The 25,250-nt window shown below is 38.1% G+C and carries 12 protein-coding genes; 11 read left to right on the forward strand and 1 reads right to left on the reverse strand.

Annotated features, from left to right (window positions below):
* The first annotated feature begins 128 nt into the window (after positions 1 to 128).
* Together carB and QM810_RS00690 are read left to right on the forward strand one after the other, a co-directional pair.
* Complete coding sequence (gene carB, locus QM810_RS00685; RefSeq protein ID WP_414253482.1) at positions 129 to 3,305, forward strand: carbamoyl-phosphate synthase large subunit; 3,177 nt, start codon at positions 129 to 131, stop codon at positions 3,303 to 3,305.
* Positions 3,306 to 3,685: 380 nt separating this feature from the next.
* On the forward strand, positions 3,686 to 11,554 hold the full coding sequence (locus tag QM810_RS00690) for an SspB-related isopeptide-forming adhesin (protein ID WP_414253483.1): 7,869 nt from the start codon (positions 3,686 to 3,688) through the stop codon (positions 11,552 to 11,554).
* Positions 11,555 to 11,700: 146 nt separating this feature from the next.
* On the opposite strand, the gene QM810_RS00695 is transcribed toward QM810_RS00690, so the two are convergent.
* Positions 11,701 to 15,750, reverse strand: coding sequence for a glycoside hydrolase family 66 protein (locus tag QM810_RS00695; RefSeq protein WP_414253484.1), 4,050 nt, complete (start codon positions 15,748 to 15,750; stop codon positions 11,701 to 11,703).
* Positions 15,751 to 16,002: 252 nt separating this feature from the next.
* Between QM810_RS00695 and QM810_RS00700 the strand changes: the two genes are divergently transcribed.
* The 9 genes from QM810_RS00700 to QM810_RS00740 all read left to right on the forward strand — a co-directional run bounded on the left by QM810_RS00700 (position 16,003) and on the right by QM810_RS00740 (position 25,245).
* Entirely contained in the window at positions 16,003 to 18,696 is a 2,694-nt protein-coding gene (locus QM810_RS00700; protein ID WP_414253485.1) for a GbpC/Spa domain-containing protein, read from the forward strand.
* 150 nt (positions 18,697 to 18,846) lie between these two features.
* A complete protein-coding gene (locus QM810_RS00705; RefSeq protein WP_414253486.1) occupies positions 18,847 to 19,554 on the forward strand; it encodes a glucosamine-6-phosphate deaminase in 708 nt (235 codons plus the stop codon).
* Positions 19,555 to 19,655: 101 nt separating this feature from the next.
* A complete protein-coding gene (locus QM810_RS00710) occupies positions 19,656 to 20,285 on the forward strand; it encodes a class I SAM-dependent methyltransferase (RefSeq protein WP_414253487.1) in 630 nt (209 codons plus the stop codon).
* A gap of 32 nt (positions 20,286 to 20,317) precedes the next feature.
* Entirely contained in the window at positions 20,318 to 20,641 is a 324-nt protein-coding gene (locus tag QM810_RS00715) for a hypothetical protein (protein WP_414253488.1), read from the forward strand.
* A 110-nt stretch (positions 20,642 to 20,751) separates the two neighbouring features.
* On the forward strand, positions 20,752 to 20,928 hold the full coding sequence (rpsU, locus tag QM810_RS00720; RefSeq protein ID WP_000048054.1) for a 30S ribosomal protein S21: 177 nt from the start codon (positions 20,752 to 20,754) through the stop codon (positions 20,926 to 20,928).
* Between the two features lie 243 nt (positions 20,929 to 21,171).
* On the forward strand, positions 21,172 to 22,953 hold the full coding sequence (locus QM810_RS00725; RefSeq protein ID WP_414253489.1) for an LPXTG cell wall anchor domain-containing protein: 1,782 nt from the start codon (positions 21,172 to 21,174) through the stop codon (positions 22,951 to 22,953).
* A gap of 190 nt (positions 22,954 to 23,143) precedes the next feature.
* Positions 23,144 to 24,079, forward strand: a complete 936-nt coding sequence (gene hprK / locus QM810_RS00730) for an HPr(Ser) kinase/phosphatase (protein WP_414253490.1) — start codon at positions 23,144 to 23,146, stop codon at positions 24,077 to 24,079.
* Positions 24,072 to 24,860 (forward strand): prolipoprotein diacylglyceryl transferase, encoded by a 789-nt coding sequence (lgt, locus tag QM810_RS00735; RefSeq protein ID WP_414253491.1) that lies wholly within the window; start codon positions 24,072 to 24,074, stop codon positions 24,858 to 24,860. Before hprK ends, lgt begins: the two co-directional genes overlap by 8 nt.
* Position 24,861: 1 nt before the next feature.
* On the forward strand, positions 24,862 to 25,245 hold the full coding sequence (locus QM810_RS00740) for a DUF948 domain-containing protein (RefSeq protein WP_414253492.1): 384 nt from the start codon (positions 24,862 to 24,864) through the stop codon (positions 25,243 to 25,245).
* The last annotated feature ends 5 nt before the right edge of the window (positions 25,246 to 25,250 follow it).

A 25,250-nucleotide genomic window follows, 5' to 3' on the forward strand; every position in this document is an offset into this window, starting at 1 on the left:
GTCCGTATTTGCTGAACTGAATACGGGCTACGGACGGTGCTAAAAAGATAGTTATTCCTAGAACTGACAGTTCTTCGTCATAACTCCTATTTTAGCTTTGTCCGCTTGACGCCCTTAATATCTTATAAATGCCTAAACGTACTGATATTCAAAAAATTATGGTGATTGGTTCTGGTCCAATTATTATTGGTCAGGCTGCTGAGTTTGACTATGCTGGAACCCAAGCCTGCTTGTCTTTGAAAGAGGAAGGTTACGAGGTTGTCTTGGTAAACTCAAACCCTGCAACCATCATGACTGATAAGGAAATTGCAGACAAGGTTTACATCGAGCCAATCACACTTGAGTTTGTGACTCGTATTCTCCGTAAGGAACGTCCAGATGCTTTGCTTCCAACTCTTGGAGGTCAAACAGGGCTTAATATGGCCATGGAATTGTCTAAAAACGGTATTCTTGATGAATTGGGAGTAGAACTTCTCGGTACTAAATTGTCTGCCATCGACCAAGCTGAGGACCGTGACCTTTTTAAACAATTGATGGAAGAGCTGAAACAACCGATTCCTGAATCAGAAATTGTTAACACAGTAGAAGAAGCAGTTGCCTTTGCTGCGACGATTGGCTACCCAGTTATCGTCCGTCCTGCCTTTACTCTAGGTGGTACTGGTGGTGGTATGTGTGCCAACGAAGCAGAATTGCGAGAGATTGCTGAAAATGGTTTGAAGTTGTCACCTGTTACCCAGTGTTTGATTGAACGTTCCATTGCTGGTTTCAAGGAAATTGAGTACGAAGTTATGCGTGACTCAGCTGACAATGCCCTTGTTGTTTGTAACATGGAAAACTTTGACCCTGTCGGGATTCACACAGGGGATTCTATCGTATTTGCGCCTGCGCAAACCATGTCCGACTATGAAAACCAAATGCTTCGTGATGCTAGCTTAAGCATTATCCGCGCTCTCAAGATTGAAGGCGGATGTAACGTTCAGCTAGCTCTTGATCCACACAGCTTTAAGTACTATGTCATCGAAGTAAATCCTCGTGTATCTCGTTCTTCAGCTCTTGCCTCTAAGGCAACAGGTTATCCAATTGCTAAATTGGCTGCTAAGATTGCGGTAGGGTTGACCTTAGATGAGGTTATCAACCCTGTTACAGGTTCAACTTATGCTATGTTTGAACCAGCACTTGACTACGTCGTTGCCAAGATTCCACGTTTCCCATTTGATAAGTTTGAAAAGGGTGAACGTCGTCTCGGTACCCAGATGAAGGCAACTGGAGAAGTCATGGCCATCGGTCGGAACATCGAGGAATCTCTCCTTAAAGCTTGTCGCTCGCTAGAAATTGGCGTTCACCACAATGAAATGCCTGAACTTGCAGATGTCTCAGATGATGCCTTGATTGAAAAAGTTGTCAAAGCTCAAGATGACCGTCTCTTCTACGTATCAGAAGCCATTCGTCGTGGTTATACACCAGAAGAGATTGCAGATTTGACTAAGATTGATATTTTCTATCTTGATAAACTCTTGCATATCTTTGAAATTGAGCAAGAATTGGGCGCACATCCACAAGATGTAGCAGTCCTAAAAACGGCAAAACTCAATGGTTTCTCAGATCGTAAGATTGCTGAACTCTGGAATACTACAGCTGACCAAGTTCGCCAACTACGTTTGGAAAACAAGATTGTCCCAGTTTACAAGATGGTTGATACTTGTGCAGCAGAGTTTGAATCAGAAACTCCTTACTTCTATTCAACCTATGGTTGGGAAAATGAATCTATCAAGTCTGATAAGGAATCTGTTCTAGTCTTAGGTTCTGGTCCAATCCGTATCGGTCAAGGTGTGGAGTTTGACTACGCAACTGTTCACTCAGTTAAGGCGATTCAGGCAGCTGGCTACGAAGCTATCATCATGAACTCAAACCCAGAGACAGTTTCAACAGACTTCTCTGTATCAGACAAACTTTACTTTGAACCATTGACATTCGAAGATGTTATGAATGTTATCGACTTAGAGCAACCAAAAGGTGTTATCGTTCAGTTCGGTGGTCAAACAGCTATCAACCTTGCTGAACCATTGGCAAAAGCTGGTGTAACTATCCTTGGTACGCAAGTTGCTGACCTAGACCGTGCCGAAGACCGTGACCTCTTTGAGCAAGCTCTCAAAGACTTGGATATTCCACAGCCACCAGGACAAACAGCTACTAATGAAGAAGAAGCAGTGCTTGCAGCTCGTAAGATTGGTTTCCCAGTCCTCGTTCGTCCTTCATATGTTTTGGGTGGACGTGCCATGGAAATCGTTGAAAACGAAGAAGATCTTCGTTCTTACATGCGTACTGCGGTTAAGGCAAGTCCAGACCATCCAGTTCTTGTTGACTCATATATCGTCGGTCAGGAATGTGAAGTAGACGCCATCTCAGACGGGAAAAATGTACTCATCCCTGGTATCATGGAGCATATCGAACGTGCCGGTGTCCACTCAGGTGACTCCATGGCTGTTTATCCTCCACAAACCTTGTCTCAAAAGGTACAAGAAACCATTGCGGACTACACAAAACGCTTAGCTATTGGTCTTAACTGCCTTGGAATGATGAATATTCAGTTTGTTATCAAGGATGAGAAAGTATACGTCATTGAAGTAAACCCTCGTGCTAGCCGTACCGTACCGTTCCTTTCAAAAGTAACCAATATCCCTATGGCACAGGTAGCGACTAAGTTGATTCTTGGTCAAAGTCTCGAAGAACTTGGTTACCAAGATGGACTTTACCCAGAAAGTACTCGCGTCCATATCAAGGCACCAGTCTTCTCCTTTACCAAACTAGCTAAGGTAGACAGCCTTCTTGGTCCTGAAATGAAGTCAACAGGGGAAGTTATGGGGTCTGATACCACTCTTGAAAAAGCCCTCTATAAAGCTTTTGAAGCTTCATACCTCCACTTACCAACCTTTGGGAATGTTGTCTTTACCATCGCAGACGATGCAAAAGAAGAAGCTTTAGATTTAGCGCGTCGTTTCCAAAATATTGGTTACGGAATCCTTGCAACTGCAGGAACAGCGGAGTTCTTTGCAAGTCATGGATTACAGACTCAACTTGTTGGTAAAATCGGTCATGATGAACACGATATCCCAAGCTACGTCCGCAAAGGAAAAATTCAAGCAATCATCAATACCGTCGGTACCAAACGGACAGCAGATGAGGACGGAGAACAAATTCGCCGTTCAGCTATTGAACATGGAGTTCCTCTCTTTACAGCTTTGGATACAGCGGATGCTATGTTAAAAGTATTAGAAAGTAGAAGCTTTGTTACAGAGGCTATCTGATAAAAAAGATTCTCGTAAGAGAATCTTTTTTTTGATGAAAACGTTGCTATCATTTTTCACAAATAATTAAATGCAAAATCTGGACCTAATTAAATATATAAAAATAGTATAATTTTAAATTTATTGATTTTAAAAAAACTGGACATAACTCTGGATAATGAACGTTTACATATAAGTATATATAATAAATCATAGGGTGTTAAAAAGACCTAAAATATAATAAAGTAAACGATTACAGAAGCACATAATTATTTGAAGTTAGGTCAGACTTATGGTATGATATAAGGGCTAAGGTTAGAGAAAAATATTGTATTCTAGATTCAAATATGGTATAATTTTTCTGCTGATAGTAAAATATTATAAAAGGAGAACTTATCAAAATGATAAGAAAGGAACAACAACGTTTTTCTTTGAGGAAATATAAGGTAGGTGTTGCATCCGTATTTTTGGGAACAACTCTTAGTTTTATGTTAGCAAACGGAGGTGCGGTAAAAGCTTCTGAACTTCCTACACAACCAAGTTCTGAAGAAAAAACAGAGTTGGTGAAAAAGGATAGTAGCAAGGATTCCTCTAAAAAGGAACAGAATATTGTAGAAAATGTTGCAACAACTGAGCTTGCTGATACAAACAAGGTTGAAGAAGGAAAAGCAGCTTCTGAGGCTAAAACAGAAGAAGTTAAATCTGAACCAGTGTCTTCAGAAAAAGCAGAAGAAGTAAAACCTGCTTCAACTGAGACTGAAGTTGCTAATAAGGAAACTGCTAAGCCGGTTGAAAAAGCAGAAGAAGCAAAACCAGCTACAGATGAGTCAAATAAACCTAAAGTTCGTAGCCGTCGTGCGACCACGAATGAAGCTGTATCAGGAGACCATAATTCTAACCCGGTAGAGGTAAGCACATATTTAAAAGATGGGGAAAAAGTAACTCCAACAATTAAAGATGCAAATGGTGCAACTGTTAGCTCTCAAACAGTGCCATCTGGGTATTCTGCTAAAGAAGGAGATTTCTATACTTATGCGGTTTGGGATTTAACTGAATTTAATAATCGTTATGGTACAAAATACTATGCACGTGCTTATAAGAGATTTGATGAATCGACGGATACAACTGTTGAATTGATTGACAAAACGACTGGTAATGTAGTAGAAACAAAAACAGTTACAGCTACAAGTGGTGTTCAAAAGTTCACAACTACCACAACAGCGTCTAATAGTCAATTAACGTTCCAAGTAGATTATCAAGCTGGTACTGCTGAAAAAGGTAAAACAACTCAACCATTTATTCAAAATGGTTATGAAGTTGGAAAGAGTATAACAGATTTAGTAGCTGCAGGACACCAACTTACACCAGCTGAACAAGCACTTTATACTGCTGTTTATAACGCTCGTACTACAACAGATATTATAAACGTTGTTGAACCAGCTTATAACAATCGTACAATTACTGATTCAAATGCTAAAATACCAGAGGCAATTAATAAAACAACTTACTATAAAGTAGTTGATAAAAACAATCCTACATTCAATGCAAATAAAACTGATGTAACAGTTCAGGATTATAAAGAAAATGGTAATGAAGTAGACTTAGCTAGATATACTCTTAAAGCCATGGAAGGACAGAAATTTACTGCGTCTGGCGAACGTCAATTTGATGGCTACAAGTTGTATCAAACAGCTGATGCAAACGATAAATCAGGCTATGTAAGTCGTCCTTACAAAGTTGGTACTAAATTCATGGACGCTGAGCGTGCAGGAATTAAGCGTATTAAGGAAATCGTAGGTGAAGACGGATCTGTAGTTGTTCGTGTTTATCTTCTTGATCCAAAACAACAAAGCAAACGTTCAGATGGTTCACTAAGTACTGACGGTTACATGTTGCTTGCAGAAACCAAACCGATTAAACCAGGAAAAGCAAATACCGAAGATTTGGTAGTTAAGAAGTCTCCACTTTATACTATTCCTTTCACAGATAGCAAAGGTGTAAACTATCCAAACGGTAAAGAAATTGAGTTTGGCTTCCAAACAGCTGCAAATTATACCCCTAAGAAAACGGTATTTGTACCATTCTTAGGGGACAATATTGGACACCTTTCTCCAAATGTACAGTTGGAAAGAGGAAATTTCGGTATTGGTACAAACGTTGACTTGCTTAACACCTTGACACCATACAAACAACCTATTTACTACTACGTAAAACAAGAGCCAGTTGAAGTCACTCCAGAAGTTGAAAAACAATTGGAAGGACGTAACTTAGCAAATGGTGAGTTTACGTTCAAGCTAAAAGAAGTACAACCAAACAAGTCAATTGCTGCATATGAAGAAACTGTCACTAACAAAGCTGATGGTAAAGCTACATTTAGTAAATTAACATTTAAAAAGGCAGGTGTATATACTTACACAATCACTGAAACACCAGGATCAGATGCAAACGTAGACTACGATGCAATGACTGTTACCATGACAGTTACTGTAACTGAGAATGAGCAAGGTGATTTACAAGCGTCAGTTAAATATAGTGCTGAAGGTGGATTCAAATCAAGTGATGATGATAAAATCTTCAACAACTATGTTGTAGCACCAGTAAAAGTTAAATTTGACTTCACGAAGAAATTGGCTGGACGTGAACTTAAAGACGGAGAATTCAACTTCGTTCTTAAAAATTCTGACGGTGAAGAAGTTGAGACTGTAGCCAACAAAAAAGATGGAACTGTAACATTCACAGAAATAGCATTTGACAACTCTAAAGTTGGTAGTCACACTTATACTGTAGAAGAAGTTGTCCCTGCAGCTAAAGAAGCTGGTATGGTTTACGATTCTATGAAGGCTACGATTACTGTAGAAGTTTCTAAAAAAGGTCACGCATTAACAACAGTAACTAATGTAGTTTCTGCTGGAGGTGTGGACGATAATGGTGCATCAACTGATGGTACTGAAGATAAAGTATTCAACAACAAGATTACTCCTCCAGAAACACCAGTATTCCAACCAGAAAAATTTGTACTGAATAAAGAAAAGTATGATATCACTGGAACAAAATTAGTAGATGATGACAACGAGTTGACTAATGAGTATACAGAAACCAATGCAGATCCGTATGCTGATAAAACTACGAACAACGAAGCAGAAAATATCAATACTAAGACAGTTGAACGTGGGGATAAATTAGTTTACCAAGTATGGTTAGATACTAGAAACTTCTCAGATAAGAATAACATCCAGTCTGTTGGTATCTCTGATACTTATGACGCTGAAAAAGTGACAGTTAATGCTGCTGATATTAAGGCATATGACAGTGTAACTGGCGCTGATGTAACTGCTAAGTTTGACATTAAAGTTGAAAATGGTGTTATTAGTGCAACTTCTAAGGCTTCTATGAACAAGTCTTTAGGTGATGCAGATAATACTCAAGTTATCGACACAACTAAATTTGAATTTGGTCGCTACTATAAATTCGATATCCCAGCCACTGTTAAAGACACAGTTAAGGCAGGAGCTGATATTGAAAATAAAGCCAACCAAATCGTTCATGTCTACAATCCAGTAAGCAAATCAGTAGAAACACCTGAAAAACCAACTCAAAAACGTGTGAACTCAGTACCAGTTACAGTTGATCTCAAGTTCACTAAGAAGTTGGAAGGCCGTACTCTAGCAGCTGGTGAATTTAGCTTTGTTCTTAAGAAAGACAATGTTGCAGTTGAAACTGTTAAGAATGATGCAGAAGGTAAGATTACCTTTAAGACACTTAAGTTTGGTAAAGATGATCTTGGCAAGACATACACTTATACTGTTTCAGAGGTTGCAGGTACTGATACAACAGTGACTTACGACGATATGGTTGCAACAGTAACTGTGAAGGTAGACCATGATGGTACTGCTAAGGCAATTGTAGCAACTGTTACTGACGCTCCAGATAAAGAGTTCAATAATACTGTAACTCCGCCGGAAGAACCTAAGTTCCAACCAGAGAAATACGTTGTTTCTAAAGAGAAATACGATATCACAGGCGACAAGCTTCTTGATGATGACAAAGAGTTGGCAGATAAGTACGCAGATACCAATGTGAACCCATATGCGGACAATACCGTCAATAATGATGTGGAAAACTTGAATACTAAGACAGTTGAACGTGGCGATAAATTGGTTTACCAAGTATGGTTGGATACTACTAAGTTTGACGCAGCTAACAAGGACAACATCCAATCAGTAGGAATCTCAGATGACTACGATGAAACTAAGTTAGAACTTGATTCTACTAAGATCAAAGCTTATGACTCAGTAACAGGCGCAGAAGTAACTGATAAATTCGATATAACTGTGAACAACGGTGTGATTACTGCGACACTTAAAGCTGGCTTCACGAAGTCACTTGGCGATGCAGAAAACACTCAAGTGATCGATACAACTAAGTTCGCCTTCGGACGTTACTACAAGTTCGACATCCCAACAACAGTGAAAGCTGATGTTCCTGGCGGAGTAGATATCGAAAATACTGCGGCTCAAGTAGTCAACTACTACAACCCAACAACTAAGAAAGTTAAAAAACCTGAAAAACCAACTGAAAAACGTGTAAACAACGTACCAATTCAAATTGAACTTGACTTCAAGAAAGCTCTTGCAGGTCGTCAATTGAAAGCCAACGAGTTTACTTTCCAATTGTTAGACGATGATGAATTCAATGTTCTTGAAACAGCAACCAATGATAAGGATGGTAAGGTTAAATTCACTAGCCTTAAGTACACAAACAATGATATCGGTGTTTACCGTTACAAAGTAGTAGAAGTTGCTGGTACAGACTCAACCGTTACATATGACAATATGAAAGCTGTTGTAACAGTCACTGTTTCTCATGATGGTAAGGCTAAAGCTTTAGTTGCTAAGGTCGGAGATATTGCCGATAAAGAGTTTAACAACACTGTGACTCCTCCAGAAGAACCTAAGTTCCAACCAGAGAAATACGTTGTAACTAAAGAGAAATACGACATCACAGGCGACAAGCTTCTTGATGATGATTCTGAGTTGACAGACAAGTACGGAGATACCAATAAAGATCCATACGCAGATAAGACTGACAACAACGAAGCAGAAAACTTGAATACCAAGACTGTGAAACCTGGTGCGAAATTGGTTTACCAAGTATGGCTTGATACAACTAAGTTCGACGCTAACAACAAGGATAACATCCAATCAGTAAGTATTTCTGATGACTTCGACGAAACTAAGGTTGAAGTAGACGCTTCAGCTATCAAGGCTTACGATTCAGTAACTGGTGCAGATGTGACTAACAAGTTCGACATTAAGGTTGAAAATGGTGTCATGACCGCAACTCTTAAAGCTGGCTTCACGAAGTCACTTGGAGACGCAGATGATACACAAATCATCGACACAACTAAATTCGAGTTTGGTCGCTACTATAAATTCGATATTCCAGCCACTGTTAAAACAGACGTTGAAGGTGGAGTAGACATCGAAAACACAGCAGCGCAAATTGTAAACTACTACAACCCAACTACGAAGAAAGTTGAAAAACCAGAAAAACCAACTGAAAAACGTGTCAACTCAGTTCCAATTGAAGTCGAATTTAACTTCACTAAGAAACTCGAAGGCCGTGAATTGAAAGCTGGCGAGTTTAGCTTCGTGTTGAAAGACTCTAAAGGTACTGAAATCGAAACAGTTCAGAACGACAAAGATGGTAAGGTGAAATTCGCTAAACTTGAATTCACTAAAGCCCAAGTTGGAACTCATAAGTATACTGTGGAAGAAGTTAAAGGTTCTGACGTTACAGTCACTTACGATACTATGAAGGCTGAAATCACAGTAGAAGTTAAATACGATGGTACAGCTAAAGCACTTGTGAAGACACTAACTGACGCTCCAGATAAAGAGTTCAACAACACTGTGACTCCACCAGAAGAGCCTAAGTTCCAACCAGAGAAATACGTTGTAACTGAAGAGAAATACGACATTACAGGCGACAAGCTTCTTGATGATGATAAAGAGTTGGCAGACAAGTATGGGGATACCAATAAAGATCCATACGCAGATAAGACCGACAACAACGAAGCAGAAAACTTGAATACTAAGACTGTTAAACGTGGTTCTAAATTGGTTTACCAAGTATGGTTGGATACAACTAAGTTCGACGCAGCTAACAAGGATAACATCCAATCAGTAAGTATCACTGATGACTTCGATGAAACTAAGGTTGATGTTGATGCTTCAGCTATCAAGGCTTACGATTCTGTAACTGGTGCAGATGTGACTAACAAGTTCGACATTAAGGTTGAAAATGGTGTTATGACCGCAACTCTTAAAGCCGGCTTCACTAAGTCACTTGGAGACGCAGACGATACACAAGTGATCGACACAACTAAATTCGAGTTTGGTCGCTACTATAAATTCGATATTCCAGCCACTGTTAAAACAGACGTTGAAGGTGGAGTAGACATCGAAAACACAGCAGCGCAAATTGTAAACTACTATAACCCAACTACGAAGAAAGTTGAAAAACCAGAAAAACCAACTGAAAAACGTGTCAACTCAGTTCCAATTGAAGTCGAATTCAACTTCACTAAGAAACTCGAAGGCCGTGAATTGAAAGCTGGCGAGTTTAGCTTCGTGTTGAAAGACTCTAAAGGTACTGAAATCGAAACAGTTCAGAACGACAAAGATGGTAAGGTGAAATTCGCTAAGCTCGAATTCACTAAAGCCCAAGTTGGAACTCATAAGTACACTGTAGAAGAAGTTAAAGGTTCTGATGCTACAGTCACTTACGATACCATGAAAGCTGAGATCACAGTTGAAGTTAAATACGATGGTACAGCTAAAGTCCTTGTTAAGAAAGTGACTGACGCTCCAGATACAGAGTTTAACAACACTGTGACACCTCCAGAAACTCCTGAATTTAACCCAGAGAAATACATTCTCAACGAAGAGAAATTTGACATTACTGGAACTAAACTTCTGGATGATGATAAAGAGTTGACTGATAAAGTAGCTGATACCAACAAAGATCCATATGCGGACAAAGTTGATAATAATGAAAAGCAAAATATCAATACTCAAACACTCCATAAGGGTGATAAGGTTGTTTACCAAGTATGGTTAGATACAACTAAATTTACAGAAGCTCACAATATTCAATCTGTTGGAATTACAGATAAATATGACAGTGAAAACTTGGATGTTAATGTAGCTGATATTAAAGCTTACGATTCAGTAACTGGTGAAGATGTAACAGCTAAGTTTGATATCTCAATTGTGGATGGTGTTATTACTGCTACATCTAAAGCTGATTTGACTAAGTCACTTGGAGATGCAGAGAATACACAAGTAATCAACACTGCTAAATTAGCATTTGGACGTTACTACAAATTTGATATTCTTGCACGAATCAAGGATAGCGCTAAGGAAGGTGTAGATATTGAAAATACAGCTTCTCAAATCGTTCACCAATACGATCCAACTAAGAAGTCAGTTGAAAAACCAGAAAAACCAACTGAAAAACGTGTTGTAAATATTCCGGTTAAAGTTGAATTCAACTTCACTAAGAAATTGGAAGGTCGTGCACTTAAGGCTGGCGAGTTTACATTTGTACTGAAAGACAAGGATGGAAATGTGATTGAAACCGTAAGCAACGATGTTGAAGGTAAGATCAAGTTCTCAGCTCTTGAATTCAAACGTGGTGAAGAAGGTACATATATCTATCACGTAGAAGAAGTACAAGGTACAGAGGCTGGAGTTGAGTACGATAAGATGGTAGCGACTGTTGGAGTTACTGTAACTAAGGATGGTAAAGTGTTGACCCTTACTTCACAAATGCCGGAAGACACTGAGTTTAACAACAAAGTGACACCGCCAACACCGCCAACGCCGCCAACACCGCCAACACCGCCAACGCCGCCAACGCCGCCAACACCGCCAACACCACCAACACCACCAACACCACCAACACCGCCAACGCCGCCAACGCCGCCAACGCCGCCAACACCGCCAACACCGCCAACACCGCCAACACCACCAACGCCGCCAACGCCGCCAACACCGCCAACACCGCCAACACCGCCAACACCACCAACACCGCCAACGCCGGTAACACCACCAACACCGGTAACACCACCAACTCCAGAAAAACCTAAAGGTCGTGAGTTGCCAAATACTGGTGAGCAATCTAAAGTTGGATTAGTGGCTCTAGGTGCAGCACTTGGTCTAGTAGGTCTTGGTTTAATTGCAAAACCAAAAAGACGTGAAGACTAAGATTGAAATAACATCAATATTTTGGTATTGAAATAGCAATTTTAGCTCTAAAATGAAGAGGCTTTGCTCGTAAGAGCAAGGCCTCTTTGTTATTTTCTTAAAAAAACCCGAGGACTTATTCCTTGGGTTTTTAAAATTATAGTAGTTTAATCTTGTTTCTTTTTATAACCGACAAGACCTGCAAATCCAGTGAGAAAAGCAAATCCAAGATATGCTAATTGGGAATTTTGCTCTCCTGTTGCAGGTAGCTGACTACCAGGTTTAATCAAAGTTCTTTCTGATTGTATTGACTCTTTTTGACGTTCAGAACCTTGAACTTGAGTTTGAGGTTGAACTTGAGTTTGAGGTTTAGGTTGAGGTTTAGGTTGAGGTTGGGGTTGAGGTTTAGGTTGAGGTTGGGGTTTAGGTTTAGGTTGGGGTTGAGGTTTAGGTTTAGGTTTAGGTTTAGGTTGAGGTTTAGGCTGAGGTTTAGGTTTAGGCTGAGGTTTAGGTTGAGGTTTAGGTTGAGGTTGAGGTTTAGGTTTAGGTTGAGGTTTAGGTTGAGGAGTTGGTAATTCTTTGACTTTGTATTCAAAAATCAGATCTGTAGTTCCTACTCCGACTTGGCCTGATTGTTGTGCATTGCTAATACGTTCGTATCTTTGACCATTATAAGAAATTTCGTCCGGTGCAACAGCAATGTAGGCAGAACCGTTATCTGCATTTGAAGCAACAACGATAGCTGGTTGCAATTCAGTTGTGGTGTTTTGAAGGACAAATCGTGCTATTACATTTCCTGAAGCAAGTTTGTAGTCATAAATTACTGTTTTATTTCCCTTAGATACTGTTCCTGAAACATCAGCAGAACCCTCACGATGACCAACTAAATTATAGACTAGACCGTCTTTTGTAATTACTTTTGGTGCATCTGTAGTATAGTTCGTACCAAAGTCTGCGTTTTCAGAAACTGTTTGAGAGTCTTGTAATTCGGTATCACTGCCTATAATGAGGAATTGTACCGTCACTGATCCTTGAGAAATTGTATAAGTAATTGATGTATCATTAGTAGCAGAAGTTGCAGTTGGAAGAAGGTATCCCTTTGTTTCATCAAGTGGATCTACAAAGGTTAAGATTTTTCCAGTTGCATCTTTTGGTTCTAACCCTTCAATATATGGTAAAGTTGCAGTTGGCGCTGAAATAGCAGTTGGATTAGAAGAATCATTTAAATATGGAATCTCTTTAATAGCATTTGATGGTTCTTTTCCTGATGCATAACTAATTGTATAAACACCGACTGGTCGGTAGACAACAATATCAGAAATGTCATCAGATTCAGCTAGGATTCCAGTATGACCTCCAGATTTCTTAAGATCAGGAGAGAATGTTGCATTTGATTCTTCGGATACGACAACATATCCATTTTTGACTGGATTTTCATAATCTGCGAAAGTAGTACCGTCTTTAGATACCCAATCTTCAAGTGTTGTTTCTCCAGTTACCAAATTGATAGTTCCTTTTCGGCTAAAGTTTAAACTATCTGTTTTTGAAACGATGTCAGTTTCTTGACGATTGTTACCATTCTTATCTTCAGTAACATAGGTGATAGTACGAGTTACTTTTTCTGATAAATGATTGAGATCACTAATAGATTTTCCATTTGGAGCTTTAGGAGTTGGATAAAGGCTACCATCTGTATCTCCTGGAACAACTTGCCCAACTTGAATTGGTTGTGTTTCAGAAAAATCTACAATTTTTGGTGCAAAGCGAACAATGAATTCCTGTACGCCATCACCATTAATGTTTGAAGCATCTCGGTCAAATTTTGCTGGTCCATTTTTATCAAATTCGTTCTCAACTAGTTTATAACCTTGTTTCAGATATTTAGCAATCGTATCTTTTGTTGAGTAGTCAATCTTTTCACCAGTATGTCCAACAAAGTCGCTTGAACGTTCCAGTTCTTTACCAGTTTCATCTTGATAAAGAACACGGGCAACTTCATTAAGTTTGACATAGAGCATATCCCATACATCAAGGCTAGGAACATCAATTGCAGCCATCCATTGACCAGCCCCACTGTCATAATATACATTAGCAGTAGTTTCACGAAGTTGAATATTATACTTTCCTTCTACAGCATCTGGGGTAGCCCAGTAGATATTCGCATGTTCGGCCTGATCTTTTGAAATTTTACCAAGTGGCACAAAAGCTTGGATGTTAGTCAGTTTGCTAGTGGAATTAACAGCACTATTCCATTTGTTTTCAGTAATTCCAACAAGATTAATTAAATGAGCAATTCGGTCACCAGTTTTAGTTTCTTTTGTGATGGTATAAACGGTACCTGGTTGAACACCGTCTGAATTATCAAGATTAGAACCGATAAAGTTACCATTTACAAGAACATTTGTATTGTCTCCAATACGGCGAGTATCATGTGCTAAGGTTTCGCGCCCACGAAGGAGTTCTTGGTAGGCAACGATAAACTCTTGGTAGTTGAATTCTGCATTAGCAAAATCAGCATTGACTGGTAAGTTTTGATTGAGGTACCATTCAGCCTGAATAACACCAAAACCTTTTGCATCTTGAGATGTATTGAGAGCAGCTGTTGTCATATGATAACCACCACTTGCTGCAATAATTGCATCTGTTAGCAATTCATTATCTTTACTGAGTTTTGCTGCATTTTTTTCACGGTGTGTATAAGCAGCGATAATTGGAGATTTTCCGTTGTATAAATCTCGCATACGCTCAGTCAAGCGTGTTAAGGCTTGGTAGGTAGAATCATGGGCGATGCTATCTCCCCAAACTTCCGCGTATGGTGCAGAGACATTTGTTTTTCCTAATCGATCAGCATCTCCAGTAGAGATATCGTTGATCATAAAGTCATAGCCTTCTTTTTTAAGCGCCTCCGTTGCAGCTGCGGCTAGTTTTGGATAGTTGTCACTTAAAGAGAAAGCTTTTCCAGGTTCATTAACTTTTTCAACCAAGTTAGTCCCCATAGTGTCCCCTTGCCAACCATCGAATCCACCTTCTTTCATGGCTTTTAACATCACATTGATGATAAAGTTTTGCCAGTTTGGATCTCCTGGGTCTAGAAATTGTTGGATGTCTGTTGCTGTAATATCACCAGTCTTTCCAAAGTTGAAGTGATCTTGTAAGTTGCGTACAATCGCACTTTTTACTTGGTCTGGGATTTTTTCATCAAGAGACACAGCGTAAATCATATTATAAAGCATAGCTTTAGCACCAGTTGAATGGACATGAGAAACCAACTCTTTTACGGCATCTGTGTCAATAACTGGTAAGTATGTTTTACGTTTTTCGGGATCAGTTTCACCTTTCGGAATTAAGAAAGTAGCCCAATCTTGTGTGAATCGTTCAACATTTGCTGGGAATGGGTTGGCAGGTGTATTATAAACGTCGTAGAAGAAGTAGTTATTGATGTGCATATTGGCCAATTGGTCAATACTATTTTTATATCCTTCCACTTGCTCTTTGGTAATCGAATTGTGATTGTCTTTTGAACCTGCTACAACACCATAACGTGGATATACTGTCCAATCATCTTCGACTGATAGACCAGCTACTTTGTGAAATTCTTGTTTTCCATCAGCATTCTTTCCGATGATGTCAATGAGATAACCAGAATTTGGAGAGAAAACAGAGTTTGGAATGACAAGTGAATTTCCTGGAGCATTTTTCAACTCATAAATAACTTTGTCTAAATGAGACACTGTCAAATCAGACGAAGTTACGTCAGGATTATTGATTGAGATGCTTACATCCTCACCACTTTTATATGTGGCCTTATTAAATGTTACATCGTTTTGAATTTTTGGTGTGTTATAAGTACTTGTTGCCGCTGAAATACTACGAGTTGTTGGTTCAGTTGCACTTGCAGTTTGAGGCAAAGATGATGTCTCTTCACTTGAAGAAGTCTTTGGGGTTTCCTCACTAGTTGTTGTAGTAGGTTGCTCACTAGTGGTCTCCTCACTAGTTGTTGTAGTAGGTTGCTCACTAGTGGTCTCAGTACTAGTGGCTGGTTGACTTGATGTAGTTACGTTTGTAGGTGAAGTTGTAGTTGAAGCAACTTCATCTGCCAAACCAACAGAACTTAACATCAAAGAACCAAAGACTGTAATCATAGATACAAGTACTTTATTTCGCTTACGGAAATAGCCGTGACCTTTTTCTTGAGAAAAGTTATTTGAAGATTTCATTATATCCTCCAATCATAATATTTTGTTAGTTGAAATTATACGACAGTTCATAGGAAAATGTCAACAAAAACGTAAACTTTTTGAAAACAAAATGAAAAACTCCTGAAAGTAAAGTGAAAAAAATTTGAAAAAAATAAATAAAAATACTTGACTTTTAAAATAATTTTTGATACGATTTCTCTGACTTCGAAGAACAAAAATTCTTTTTGCTTGAGAAGCATAAATAAAAAAACATTTAAAAAGGAGTTTGTCATGTCATCGTTAAAGAATAATAAAACGATTAAGTATGCCTTGAGAAAAACCTCAGTTGCTTTTGGTTCTGTTGCAGTCGCAACAGTGATTGCTGCAGCGGGTATTGCCACTGTATCAGCCGATGAAACTTCATCAGCAACTACACCTGTTACTTCAACTACAACAGTAGCTGGAAAAGAAACAAAAGAAGTTGCGGTTCCAGAGAAGTTGGAAGAAGCTAAAACTGCTGCAACGAATGAAGGTCTTGAAGTTAAAGAAACTGAAACTAAAAAGCAAGATTCTGAGGAAGCTGCTGCAAAAGATTACGAAAAACAAGTTAGTGATATTCATAAAACTGTAGCTGATTATAAAGCTGAAGTAGCAACAAATCAAGAAGCTTACGAAAAAGAAAAAGCTGAAGTTGATGCTAAAAATGCTGCTACACAAGCAAACTACGATAAAGAGCTTGCAGCTTACAACGAAAAACTTACTGCTTACGAAAAAGAATTGACTGAAAAAACAGCAGAAAAAACAGCAGTAGAAAAGAGTAATGAAGAAGCACGTGTTGCTTATGAAAAAGCTCTTGAAGAATATAACACAGCACTTGCAGCATACAATGCATCTGTAAAAGCAAATGAAGAAGCTACTGAAAGTAATAAATTAGCTCAAGCAGAATATGAAGCTAAATTAGCTGACTACAAGACTAAAAAAGCTGCTTATGATGAAGCACAAGCTGCTTACTTGATTGAGCTCGAAATTTACAACAAGAAAAAAGCACAATACGATGATGCTAAAGATGCCTTCAATAAGATGGTTGCAGAGCGTGGTGGAAATCCTGAGAAATACAAACAAGATTTGACATTCCTCTCTGAAGAACTTGCTGATGGTGAAACAACTAAAATCACACACCAAACAACTGGATTAACAACTTACTTGACAAAAGAAGGTCAAGCTCGTATGTACGGTGATGGTAAAGCTACTAAGATGTATGAAACTAAGAATCTACAAGATTCTGATTTGACAACTACAAACCCATATGCTAACAATGAAATCGAGTGGGGAGTTGTAAAAGTCGGAGATAAATTTGATGTGACATACACAGGACTTACTCAAGCTAAAATTGTAAAAGGTAGCGAAGAAAAACGTATTGCAAAAGTTGTTTATAAATACGAAGTGAAGAGCCTTCCATCATCAGATGGAAAAGGAATCGTTCAAATTTATAACGATCCAGCGGTTACAATGACAATTGGTAGCTCAACTGATACTGAAAACCCAGTTACAGTTGGTGTTGACATTGAGTTTTATGATGAAAATGACCAATTGATTGATTTGTCACAACACAATGCAATCCTTGCCCTTAACTCACTTAACCACTGGAATGGTGCATCTTATGTTGAAAATGACAAACCTCGTCCTCTAGTTGTTGAAGCTAAAGATAGCGAAGGCAATACAGTTCGTGGAACTTGGGATCCATATTCAGATGGAAGTGAACCAAAACTTGATGGTGCAGACGTTGTTGTGAAAAGCGGTAAAGCTGACTTCGGTAGTGCAGAAGTTGATATCAATGCTGATAATCCTTTGAAAATTGTTGCTCAAAAAGCAACATGGGTTGATGATGCCTTTAAAGTAACTGAAGAAACAACAGTTGATGCTACAACAGTGAACGCATCTGGTGGCGGAAATGGTCACTCAGTTGGTACTGAAGATTACACATTTGGTGATAAATCAGACGTTATCGGTTCTTACACTGTAGACGCTACATCAGGTGTTTTGAGATACACACCAAAAATGAAACACCAAGATACTCCTCACGTTGAGTCTGTAAACATTGGTGACAAAGAGTTTATTAAACTTCCAAATTCAAGTGTAGACCAAGATTCATCTACAAAAGAAGTATCTGCTAAAGAACAAAACCAATACATGGCTCAAGGTGCTACATTTAATGCAGACTCTTCAAGTGAAACTAAGGGTTGGGATGATCCTAAGAGCCCTTACCTTTACTATGGTGGTGCTGCTGTTATTTTGAAAGATGGTCATCTTGACTTTACAGCAAAAGGTGCTAACGCAACAGGCGAAGCAACTCTCTATTGGTTCTCTATCAACTCAAACGTTGGCTTCCCTCAAGATCCAGGTGAAGAGCCAGTTAAACCAACAGAACCAACACCTCCAGTTAAACCTGAAAAACCAGAATTGACAGAAGTACCAACTGTTAAAGAAAAACCAGTTCCACCAACAGAACCAGAATATAAAACTGTACCTGTTTTACCAAGTGAGCCAGTTAAACCAGAAGCACCTGAGTTACTTAAGGATCCTGTTAAAAAAGAAACAGAAAAACCAGTTGTTGAATGGAATAAAAATGTTGTGGTTATCAAGAAAGATGAAAAACCACAACCAAAACCAGAGCCTAAGCCAGAACCAAAACCAGAGCCTAAGCCAGAACCAAAACCAGAGCCTAAGCCAGAACCAAAACCAGAGCCTAAGCCAGAACCAAAACCAGAGCCTAAGCCAGAACCAAAACCAGAGCCTAAGCCAGAATCAAAACCAGAGCCTAAGCCAGAATCAAAACCAGAGCCTAAGCCAGAATCAAAACCAGAATCATCTAAGAAATCATTGCCAAATACTGGTTCAGTTGAACAATCATTCATGACTTATTCAGCACTTATTGGTTTAGCTACTGCCGGTTATGCTTTGTCAAGAAAGAAAAAAGAAGACTAATTCATTCTGACAGTTTAAAAAGAGAAGACTAGTTTAGTCTTCTTTTTTTACTTAACTTTATCCTATAAAATTTAAAATATTAAACCGTTTACACTTGACAAAAATTGGTCTATACCATATAATGAAATAAAGAAATATGGAGGAACAATTATGAAAGTTATTCAAGTAAAAAATCCTGAAGAAGGTGGAAAAGTAGCTTTTGAAATTTTAAAAGAAAAGTTAGCAAACGGTGCTCAAACATTAGGGCTTGCGACTGGTAGCAGTCCGCTTGAGTTTTATGGAGAAATCGTTAAGAGTGACCTTGATTTTTCAAATCTTACAAGTGTTAACTTGGACGAATATGTAGGTCTTGATGGAGATAACCCACAATCTTATCGTTACTTTATGCAAGAAAATCTATTCAATAAAAAGCCATTCAAAGAAAGCTTTTTACCGAGTGGTGTAAAAGATAATGCAGAAGAAGAAGTAGAACGTTATAATCAAATTCTTGCAGATCATCCAGTAGATTTACAAATCTTGGGAATTGGTCGAAACGGTCACATCGGCTTTAATGAACCAGGAACTCCGTTTGATAGTGAAACTCATCTTGTAGATCTTGATCAATCAACTATTGAAGCAAATGCTCGCTTCTTTGATAAGATTGAAGATGTCCCAACGCAGGCTATCTCAATGGGAATTAAAAATATTCTTGATGCGAAATCCATTCTTCTATTTGCTTACGGTGAATCAAAAGCAAAAGCTATTGCAGGAACTGTTGAAGGTCCTGTTACTGAAAGTCTCCCAGCAAGTAGCTTGCAGAACCATCCGGACGTAACTATTATCGCGGATGCTGGAGCACTTAGCTTGCTTGAAAAATAAATTCACAACCACTTGCTCTTTGTAGTGAGTGGTTTTTTACTTCAAATGTTCACTATCCTGCTAAAGTGGTATAATATAGCTATACAGAGGAGGTTCGAACTTTGATTTATATAATCGGTTTTATTTGTTTTTTACTTTTAATGTTACTGTTTTGTCGTCTCATTCAGCAATCAAAGAACCCTTCAGGTATTCTAGGAAAACGAATGATGAAATTGTGGAATAGAGCCTATCACCCCATGTTTGTATGGGCAATTCGTCATCTGGATAGGACATTTTACCCTGCAATCTTAGATGTAGGAGTTGGGAACGGCCGTTCAACCATCCTACTGAAAGAAACTTTTCCGCAAAGTACTATAACTGGAATCGATATTTCAGATACCGCAATAGCTCAAGCCAAACAGAGGGAGATGACTAATCTAAATTTTGAACGAAGAGACGTTAGGGAGACAGGTTTTTCTGATGAAAGTGTTGATTTAATCACAGCCTTTCAAACTCATTTTCATTGGCAGAATCTAGAGGCTTCTTTTATGGAAATTCGAAGAATACTCAAAACAGACGGGATGCTCTTACTGGCTTGTGAATATAACAAGTTATCTTACTTTTTACCAGAGGTTCAAAGCGAAGAAGCATTTAGACGATTCTTGTTATCAGTAGGCTTTGAGCTCGTAACTAGTCAAAGAAAGGGATCGTGGATCCTTTATAAAATTCGTAAAGGATTTGTTAAAAAGTAGCTTTTTTAAAATCTTTTACAGGAGGAATCAGAATGAATATGAAGAATAGGAATTTGATAGAAGATAATAAAAAGGCTGAAAACGAAAGCTTTCTCTATTATTTACACGAGGAAAAAGTATTTGATAGGCAGTCGCTGGCTGATTTATGTCACTACGTAGAAAAGATCGATTCTATTAGTATAGATCAGCTGAGGGATTTGCATTTTATTGAAAATCAAATTCTTCGTCATCTGGTATATCATTTTGATAGCAATGACTTGAGTAAGATTTCAAATCTTCCTGATGAATATTGGGAATATATTGAACCTTTTGAACAAGCAGTAACAAAGTTGTATGATTTGATAAAGTATAGGTAAGAAAGTAATTAATAAACTGGAAAATAGGAATAAATGTATGCTTCCCCTTGACAATTCATATCATTCCATGTAAAATAGAATAGATCTTGAACTTGAAGGGAGTGAAAAAAATGTCTAAAACAGTAGTACGTAAGAATGAATCTCTTGACGATGCACTTCGTCGTTTCAAACGTGCGGTTACTAAAGCTGGTACTCTTCAAGAAACACGCAAACGTGAATTCTATGAAAAACCTTCTGTAAAACGTAAACGTAAATCAGAAGCAGCTCGTAAACGTAAAAAATTCTAATTGAAGCGAAAGGCTAGACTTGTCTAGTCTTTTTTGTATTCTTAAGACCCGAATAATTTTACATGTTTCAATGATTATTTAGGAATTGGATAAAAATCAAACTTAAGGGTGTAATAACTGAATATTATAAATCTATTTACTTTCATTTGATATTTAAAACAATCATTCGTTTTAGTTGATATTAATTGAAAATATAGTAAAATCATGTTAAAATAGTGTAATTTTACACGGAGGTAAATAGGGATGAAAAACCAGAAAAGGTTTGGAAAATTATTGATCACTTTGTTGTCTACTGGAGTGCTTTTGGCTGCGCTTCAAAGTCAAGAAATTATCACTGCCGAAGAAACAACGACGGCTGAGCAAATTTCTACAACAAGTGCTGAAGCAGTAACAACTACAGAAACTCCTGCACGTGAAGCTAGAGAAGTAGCTGCAGAAGTGACTGGTACCATAAAAAACCATGACATTAAATACTTTGAATACTATACAGATGTAGACCTTTCTTTTTCAATTACAGAAGATGATGTGAAAGAAGGCGACTATGTTACAGTTACATTAGAAAACGTCGCTATCTTAAATCAATTAAATGGCAAGGATGTCACTTACGAAGGTAAGACAATTGGTAAAATTTCAATTGTTTCGTTTGAAAACGTCAATAAAGCACGTCAAGGTTCAAACGATACAGCTCAAATGCGACAAGCTCAATTGGAATCAACACGCGCGACATTAAAAATTACATTTACGAAAGCTATTGAAGCTGAAAAACCAGATGTATTGAAACAAGTCAAGTTCCAAATTAAATCAGATAACGCTTATAATGGAGCTGTAATCGCAAATAAAGACTACACTTTAAACCAAGTGATTAAAGTGGGGTCTTCTTCTGTGACAAGTACAGTAGATATTCCGAAAGTAGAACAATTTGCAACCGATACAAACTCAATTAACATGCCACCTTCTGGAAATACAATTAAGTTCAATGCAGATGGCTCATATGAAACATATACAGAATTCCAAGTTCGTGGAAGTGAAGGTATGAAAGTTGGTTCAACTGTTGAGTTAGAATTCAATGATGCTTCAGGTATCGAGTGGAAAACAAGTGGTGATACTGCACTCAAAGTAGGAGATACATTTACTTCAAGATTTATCTTGCCTGTATATAGTACATATGAAGTCAATGAATATGGCGCATATGTATTCCCGACAGGTGTTGAGCCAACATTCAAAGTAACTTCTATCTCTGAAAAGAAAATAACAATGGAAATGATTTCAGGAGATGTTCCAAAAGAATTAGGTGTATTCTTCGGTGTTGGTCAAAACCGTATTAATATCATCGATAAATCTAAGATTGATCTTGAAAAAATGCAATATGATGTTTCGAAAGTAGCTACGGCAACTATTGATGGGAAAGATTCAAAGGGTATCTATATTTACCGTATCATTAATGACTCTGCAGGTGCACAATTAGTTCTTGATACGCTTGTCACAGACTACAAAGATATCGATACAAAAGAAAATCTTAAACCACAGGATAAGGGTTGGAAAGATCCGGCTACTATTGATGGTTATGAGTTTGTAAAAACAGAAAAAGATCGTGAAGGAAATCGTATCCACTGGTATAAAAAAGTTGAACAAACTACGACAACAACTAGTACTACAACTACCACGACAACAACAGAAGAGCCAACAACAACCACAACGACAGAAGAGCCAACGACTACTTCAACAACCACAACGACAGAAGAGCCAAGGACTACTTCAACAACTACAACGACAGAAGAGCCAACAACAACTACAGAAAAATCAACTACCACTACTACAACAGTTGAGACAACTCCAGGTAAATCAAGTGAAGAAACTCCTTCAGGCAAAACAACTGAAGAAACAAAACCTGAGACTACGTCTACAACAGTTGAACCTAAAAAAGAATTACCAAATACAGGTTCTAAAGAATCATTGTTTGCAACAGGTGTAGCACTCTTGGTAGCTGGTCTTGGAGTATTGGGCTTAAAGAAAAAAGATAACTAAAGTCCATTATTTATGATTTAATTAAACTGTTAAAAAATTAGAAGGGATTAGGCAATATTTCATTGTCTAGTCCCTTTTTGTATGGTTCAAATATTATCAGTCAAATAAATAGCGTAAAGACTGTAAAAAATATAAACTTATTCCGACAATCTGATATAATAGTAGGAGAACTCTATTGAAGGAGAAATATATGTCGGTTTTAGTCAAAGAAGTGATTGATAAGCTCAGACTAGATATTGTCTATGGTGAGCCAGAATTACTTGAAAAGGAAATCAATACGGGCGATATTTGTCGACCGGGTCTTGAAATGACAGGCTATTTTGATTACTATACTCCGGAACGTATCCAATTATTGGGAATGAAGGAGTGGTCTTATCTCATTAGTATGTCTTCTCACAACCGTTATCAGGTTTTGAAGAAATTGTTCCAACCAGAAACACCTGCTGTTATTGTTGCGCGTGGTTTAGTGGTTCCTGAGGAAATGCTAAAGGCTGCTAGAGAATGTAAAATCGCGATTTTAACAAGTCGTACAGCGACAAGTCGTCTGTCTGGGGAATTGTCAAGTTATCTTGACTCTCGCTTGGCTGAACGTGCCAGTGTGCATGGTGTACTGATGGATATCTATGGTATGGGTGTTCTCATTCAAGGTGATAGTGGTATTGGTAAGAGTGAAACCGGACTTGAGTTGGTCAAACGTGGACATCGTCTAGTCGCAGATGATCGCGTGGATATTTATGCTAAAGACGAGATGACACTTTGGGGTGAGCCAGCAGAAATCTTGAAACATTTGTTAGAAATTCGTGGAGTGGGTATCATTGACGTCATGAGCCTTTATGGAGCTAGTGCTGTTAAGGATTCTTCACAGGTTCAGTTGGCTGTCTATCTAGAAAATTACGATACAGATAAGGTCTTTGACCGTTTGGGGAACAATGCTGAAGAATTAGAAATTTCAGGTGTTTCTATTCCGCGTATTCGGATTCCGGTAAAAACAGGGCGCAATATTTCTGTCGTAATTGAAGCAGCTGCAATGAATTATCGTTCGAAGGAAATGGGCTTTGACGCGACACGTCTCTTTGAAGAAAGATTGACGAAATTAATTGAAAAGAACGAGGTGCAAAATGATTGATCCAGTTGCTTTTCAAATAGGTCCATTTGCCATTAGATGGTATGCACTTTGTATCGTTTCAGGTCTTATTTTAGCAGTATATCTCGCAAGTAAAGAAGCTCCGAAAAAGAAAATTTTATCAGAAGATATTCTGGACTTTATCTTAGTGGCTTTCCCTTTGTCAATCATCGGCGCAAGACTTTACTATGTTATTTTTAAATTTGACTATTATAGCCAACATTTAGGGGAGATATTTGCTGTCTGGAATGGTGGTCTTGCGATTTACGGCGGTCTAATTACCGGAGCGATTGTACTTTATATTTTTGCAGACCGTAAATTAATCAATACTTGGGATTTCTTGGATATTGCTGCTCCGAGCGTTATGATTGCGCAGAGTCTAGGACGTTGGGGAAATTTCTTTAACCAAGAAGCTTACGGAGCAGTAGTAGAAAACCTTGATTATTTACCTGCTTTTATTAAAAACCAGATGTATATTGATGGTTCTTATCGTCAACCAACCTTTCTATACGAATCTATCTGGAACCTGATTGGTTTTGCTTTAATTGTTATTTTTAGACGCCGATTAAATGGCATTCGTCGTGGACATATCACGGCCTTTTACTTAATTTGGTATGGTTTTGGACGTATGATTATTGAGGGTATGCGTACAGATAGTCTCATGTTCTTTGGACTTCGAGTATCTCAGTGGTTGTCCGTTCTATTAATTGGACTTGGTATTTATATTATCGTTTATCAAAATCGGAAAAAAGCACCATTTTATAATGTAAAAAAGGAGAATTAAAATGTTAGAAGTTGCTTATATTATTGTGGCTATTGCCTTGGTTGTATTCTTAGTTTATTTGATTATTACCCTTCAAAAAGTTGGTCGTGTAATCGATGAAACTGAAAATACTGTTAAAACGCTAACTTCAGATGTGAATGTCACTCTACATCACACAAACGAACTGCTTGCAAAGGTCAATGTTCTTGCTGATGATATCAATGTCAAAGTTGCAACCATTGATCCACTTTTTACAGCAGTTGCAGACCTTTCTGTTTCTGTTTCGGACCTAAATGAGCAGGCTCGTGTCTTGAGTAAAAAAGCATCATCTGCAGGTTCAAAAACATTAAAGACTAGTGCAGGTTTGTCTGCCGTTCGTATTGCAAGTAAATTTTTTAAAAAATAAAAAGG

It is taken from the genome of Streptococcus infantis (assembly GCF_047464155.1).
GTDB classification, from domain to species: domain Bacteria; phylum Bacillota; class Bacilli; order Lactobacillales; family Streptococcaceae; genus Streptococcus; species Streptococcus infantis_U.

Bases quoted from the DNA above. Each gene is read 5' to 3' on its own strand.
- carB (WP_414253482.1), top strand. From the start codon at position 129: ATGCCTAAACGTACTGATATTCAAAAAATTATGGTGATTGGTTCTGGT.
- QM810_RS00690 (WP_414253483.1), top strand. From the start codon at position 3,686: ATGATAAGAAAGGAACAACAACGTTTTTCTTTGAGGAAATATAAGGTA.
- QM810_RS00695 (WP_414253484.1), bottom strand. From the start codon at position 15,750: ATGAAATCTTCAAATAACTTTTCTCAAGAAAAAGGTCACGGCTATTTC.
- QM810_RS00700 (WP_414253485.1), top strand. From the start codon at position 16,003: ATGTCATCGTTAAAGAATAATAAAACGATTAAGTATGCCTTGAGAAAA.
- QM810_RS00705 (WP_414253486.1), top strand. From the start codon at position 18,847: ATGAAAGTTATTCAAGTAAAAAATCCTGAAGAAGGTGGAAAAGTAGCT.
- QM810_RS00715 (WP_414253488.1), top strand. From the start codon at position 20,318: ATGAATATGAAGAATAGGAATTTGATAGAAGATAATAAAAAGGCTGAA.
- rpsU (WP_000048054.1), top strand. From the start codon at position 20,752: ATGTCTAAAACAGTAGTACGTAAGAATGAATCTCTTGACGATGCACTT.
- QM810_RS00725 (WP_414253489.1), top strand. From the start codon at position 21,172: ATGAAAAACCAGAAAAGGTTTGGAAAATTATTGATCACTTTGTTGTCT.
- hprK (WP_414253490.1), top strand. From the start codon at position 23,144: ATGTCGGTTTTAGTCAAAGAAGTGATTGATAAGCTCAGACTAGATATT.
- lgt (WP_414253491.1), top strand. From the start codon at position 24,072: ATGATTGATCCAGTTGCTTTTCAAATAGGTCCATTTGCCATTAGATGG.
- QM810_RS00740 (WP_414253492.1), top strand. From the start codon at position 24,862: ATGTTAGAAGTTGCTTATATTATTGTGGCTATTGCCTTGGTTGTATTC.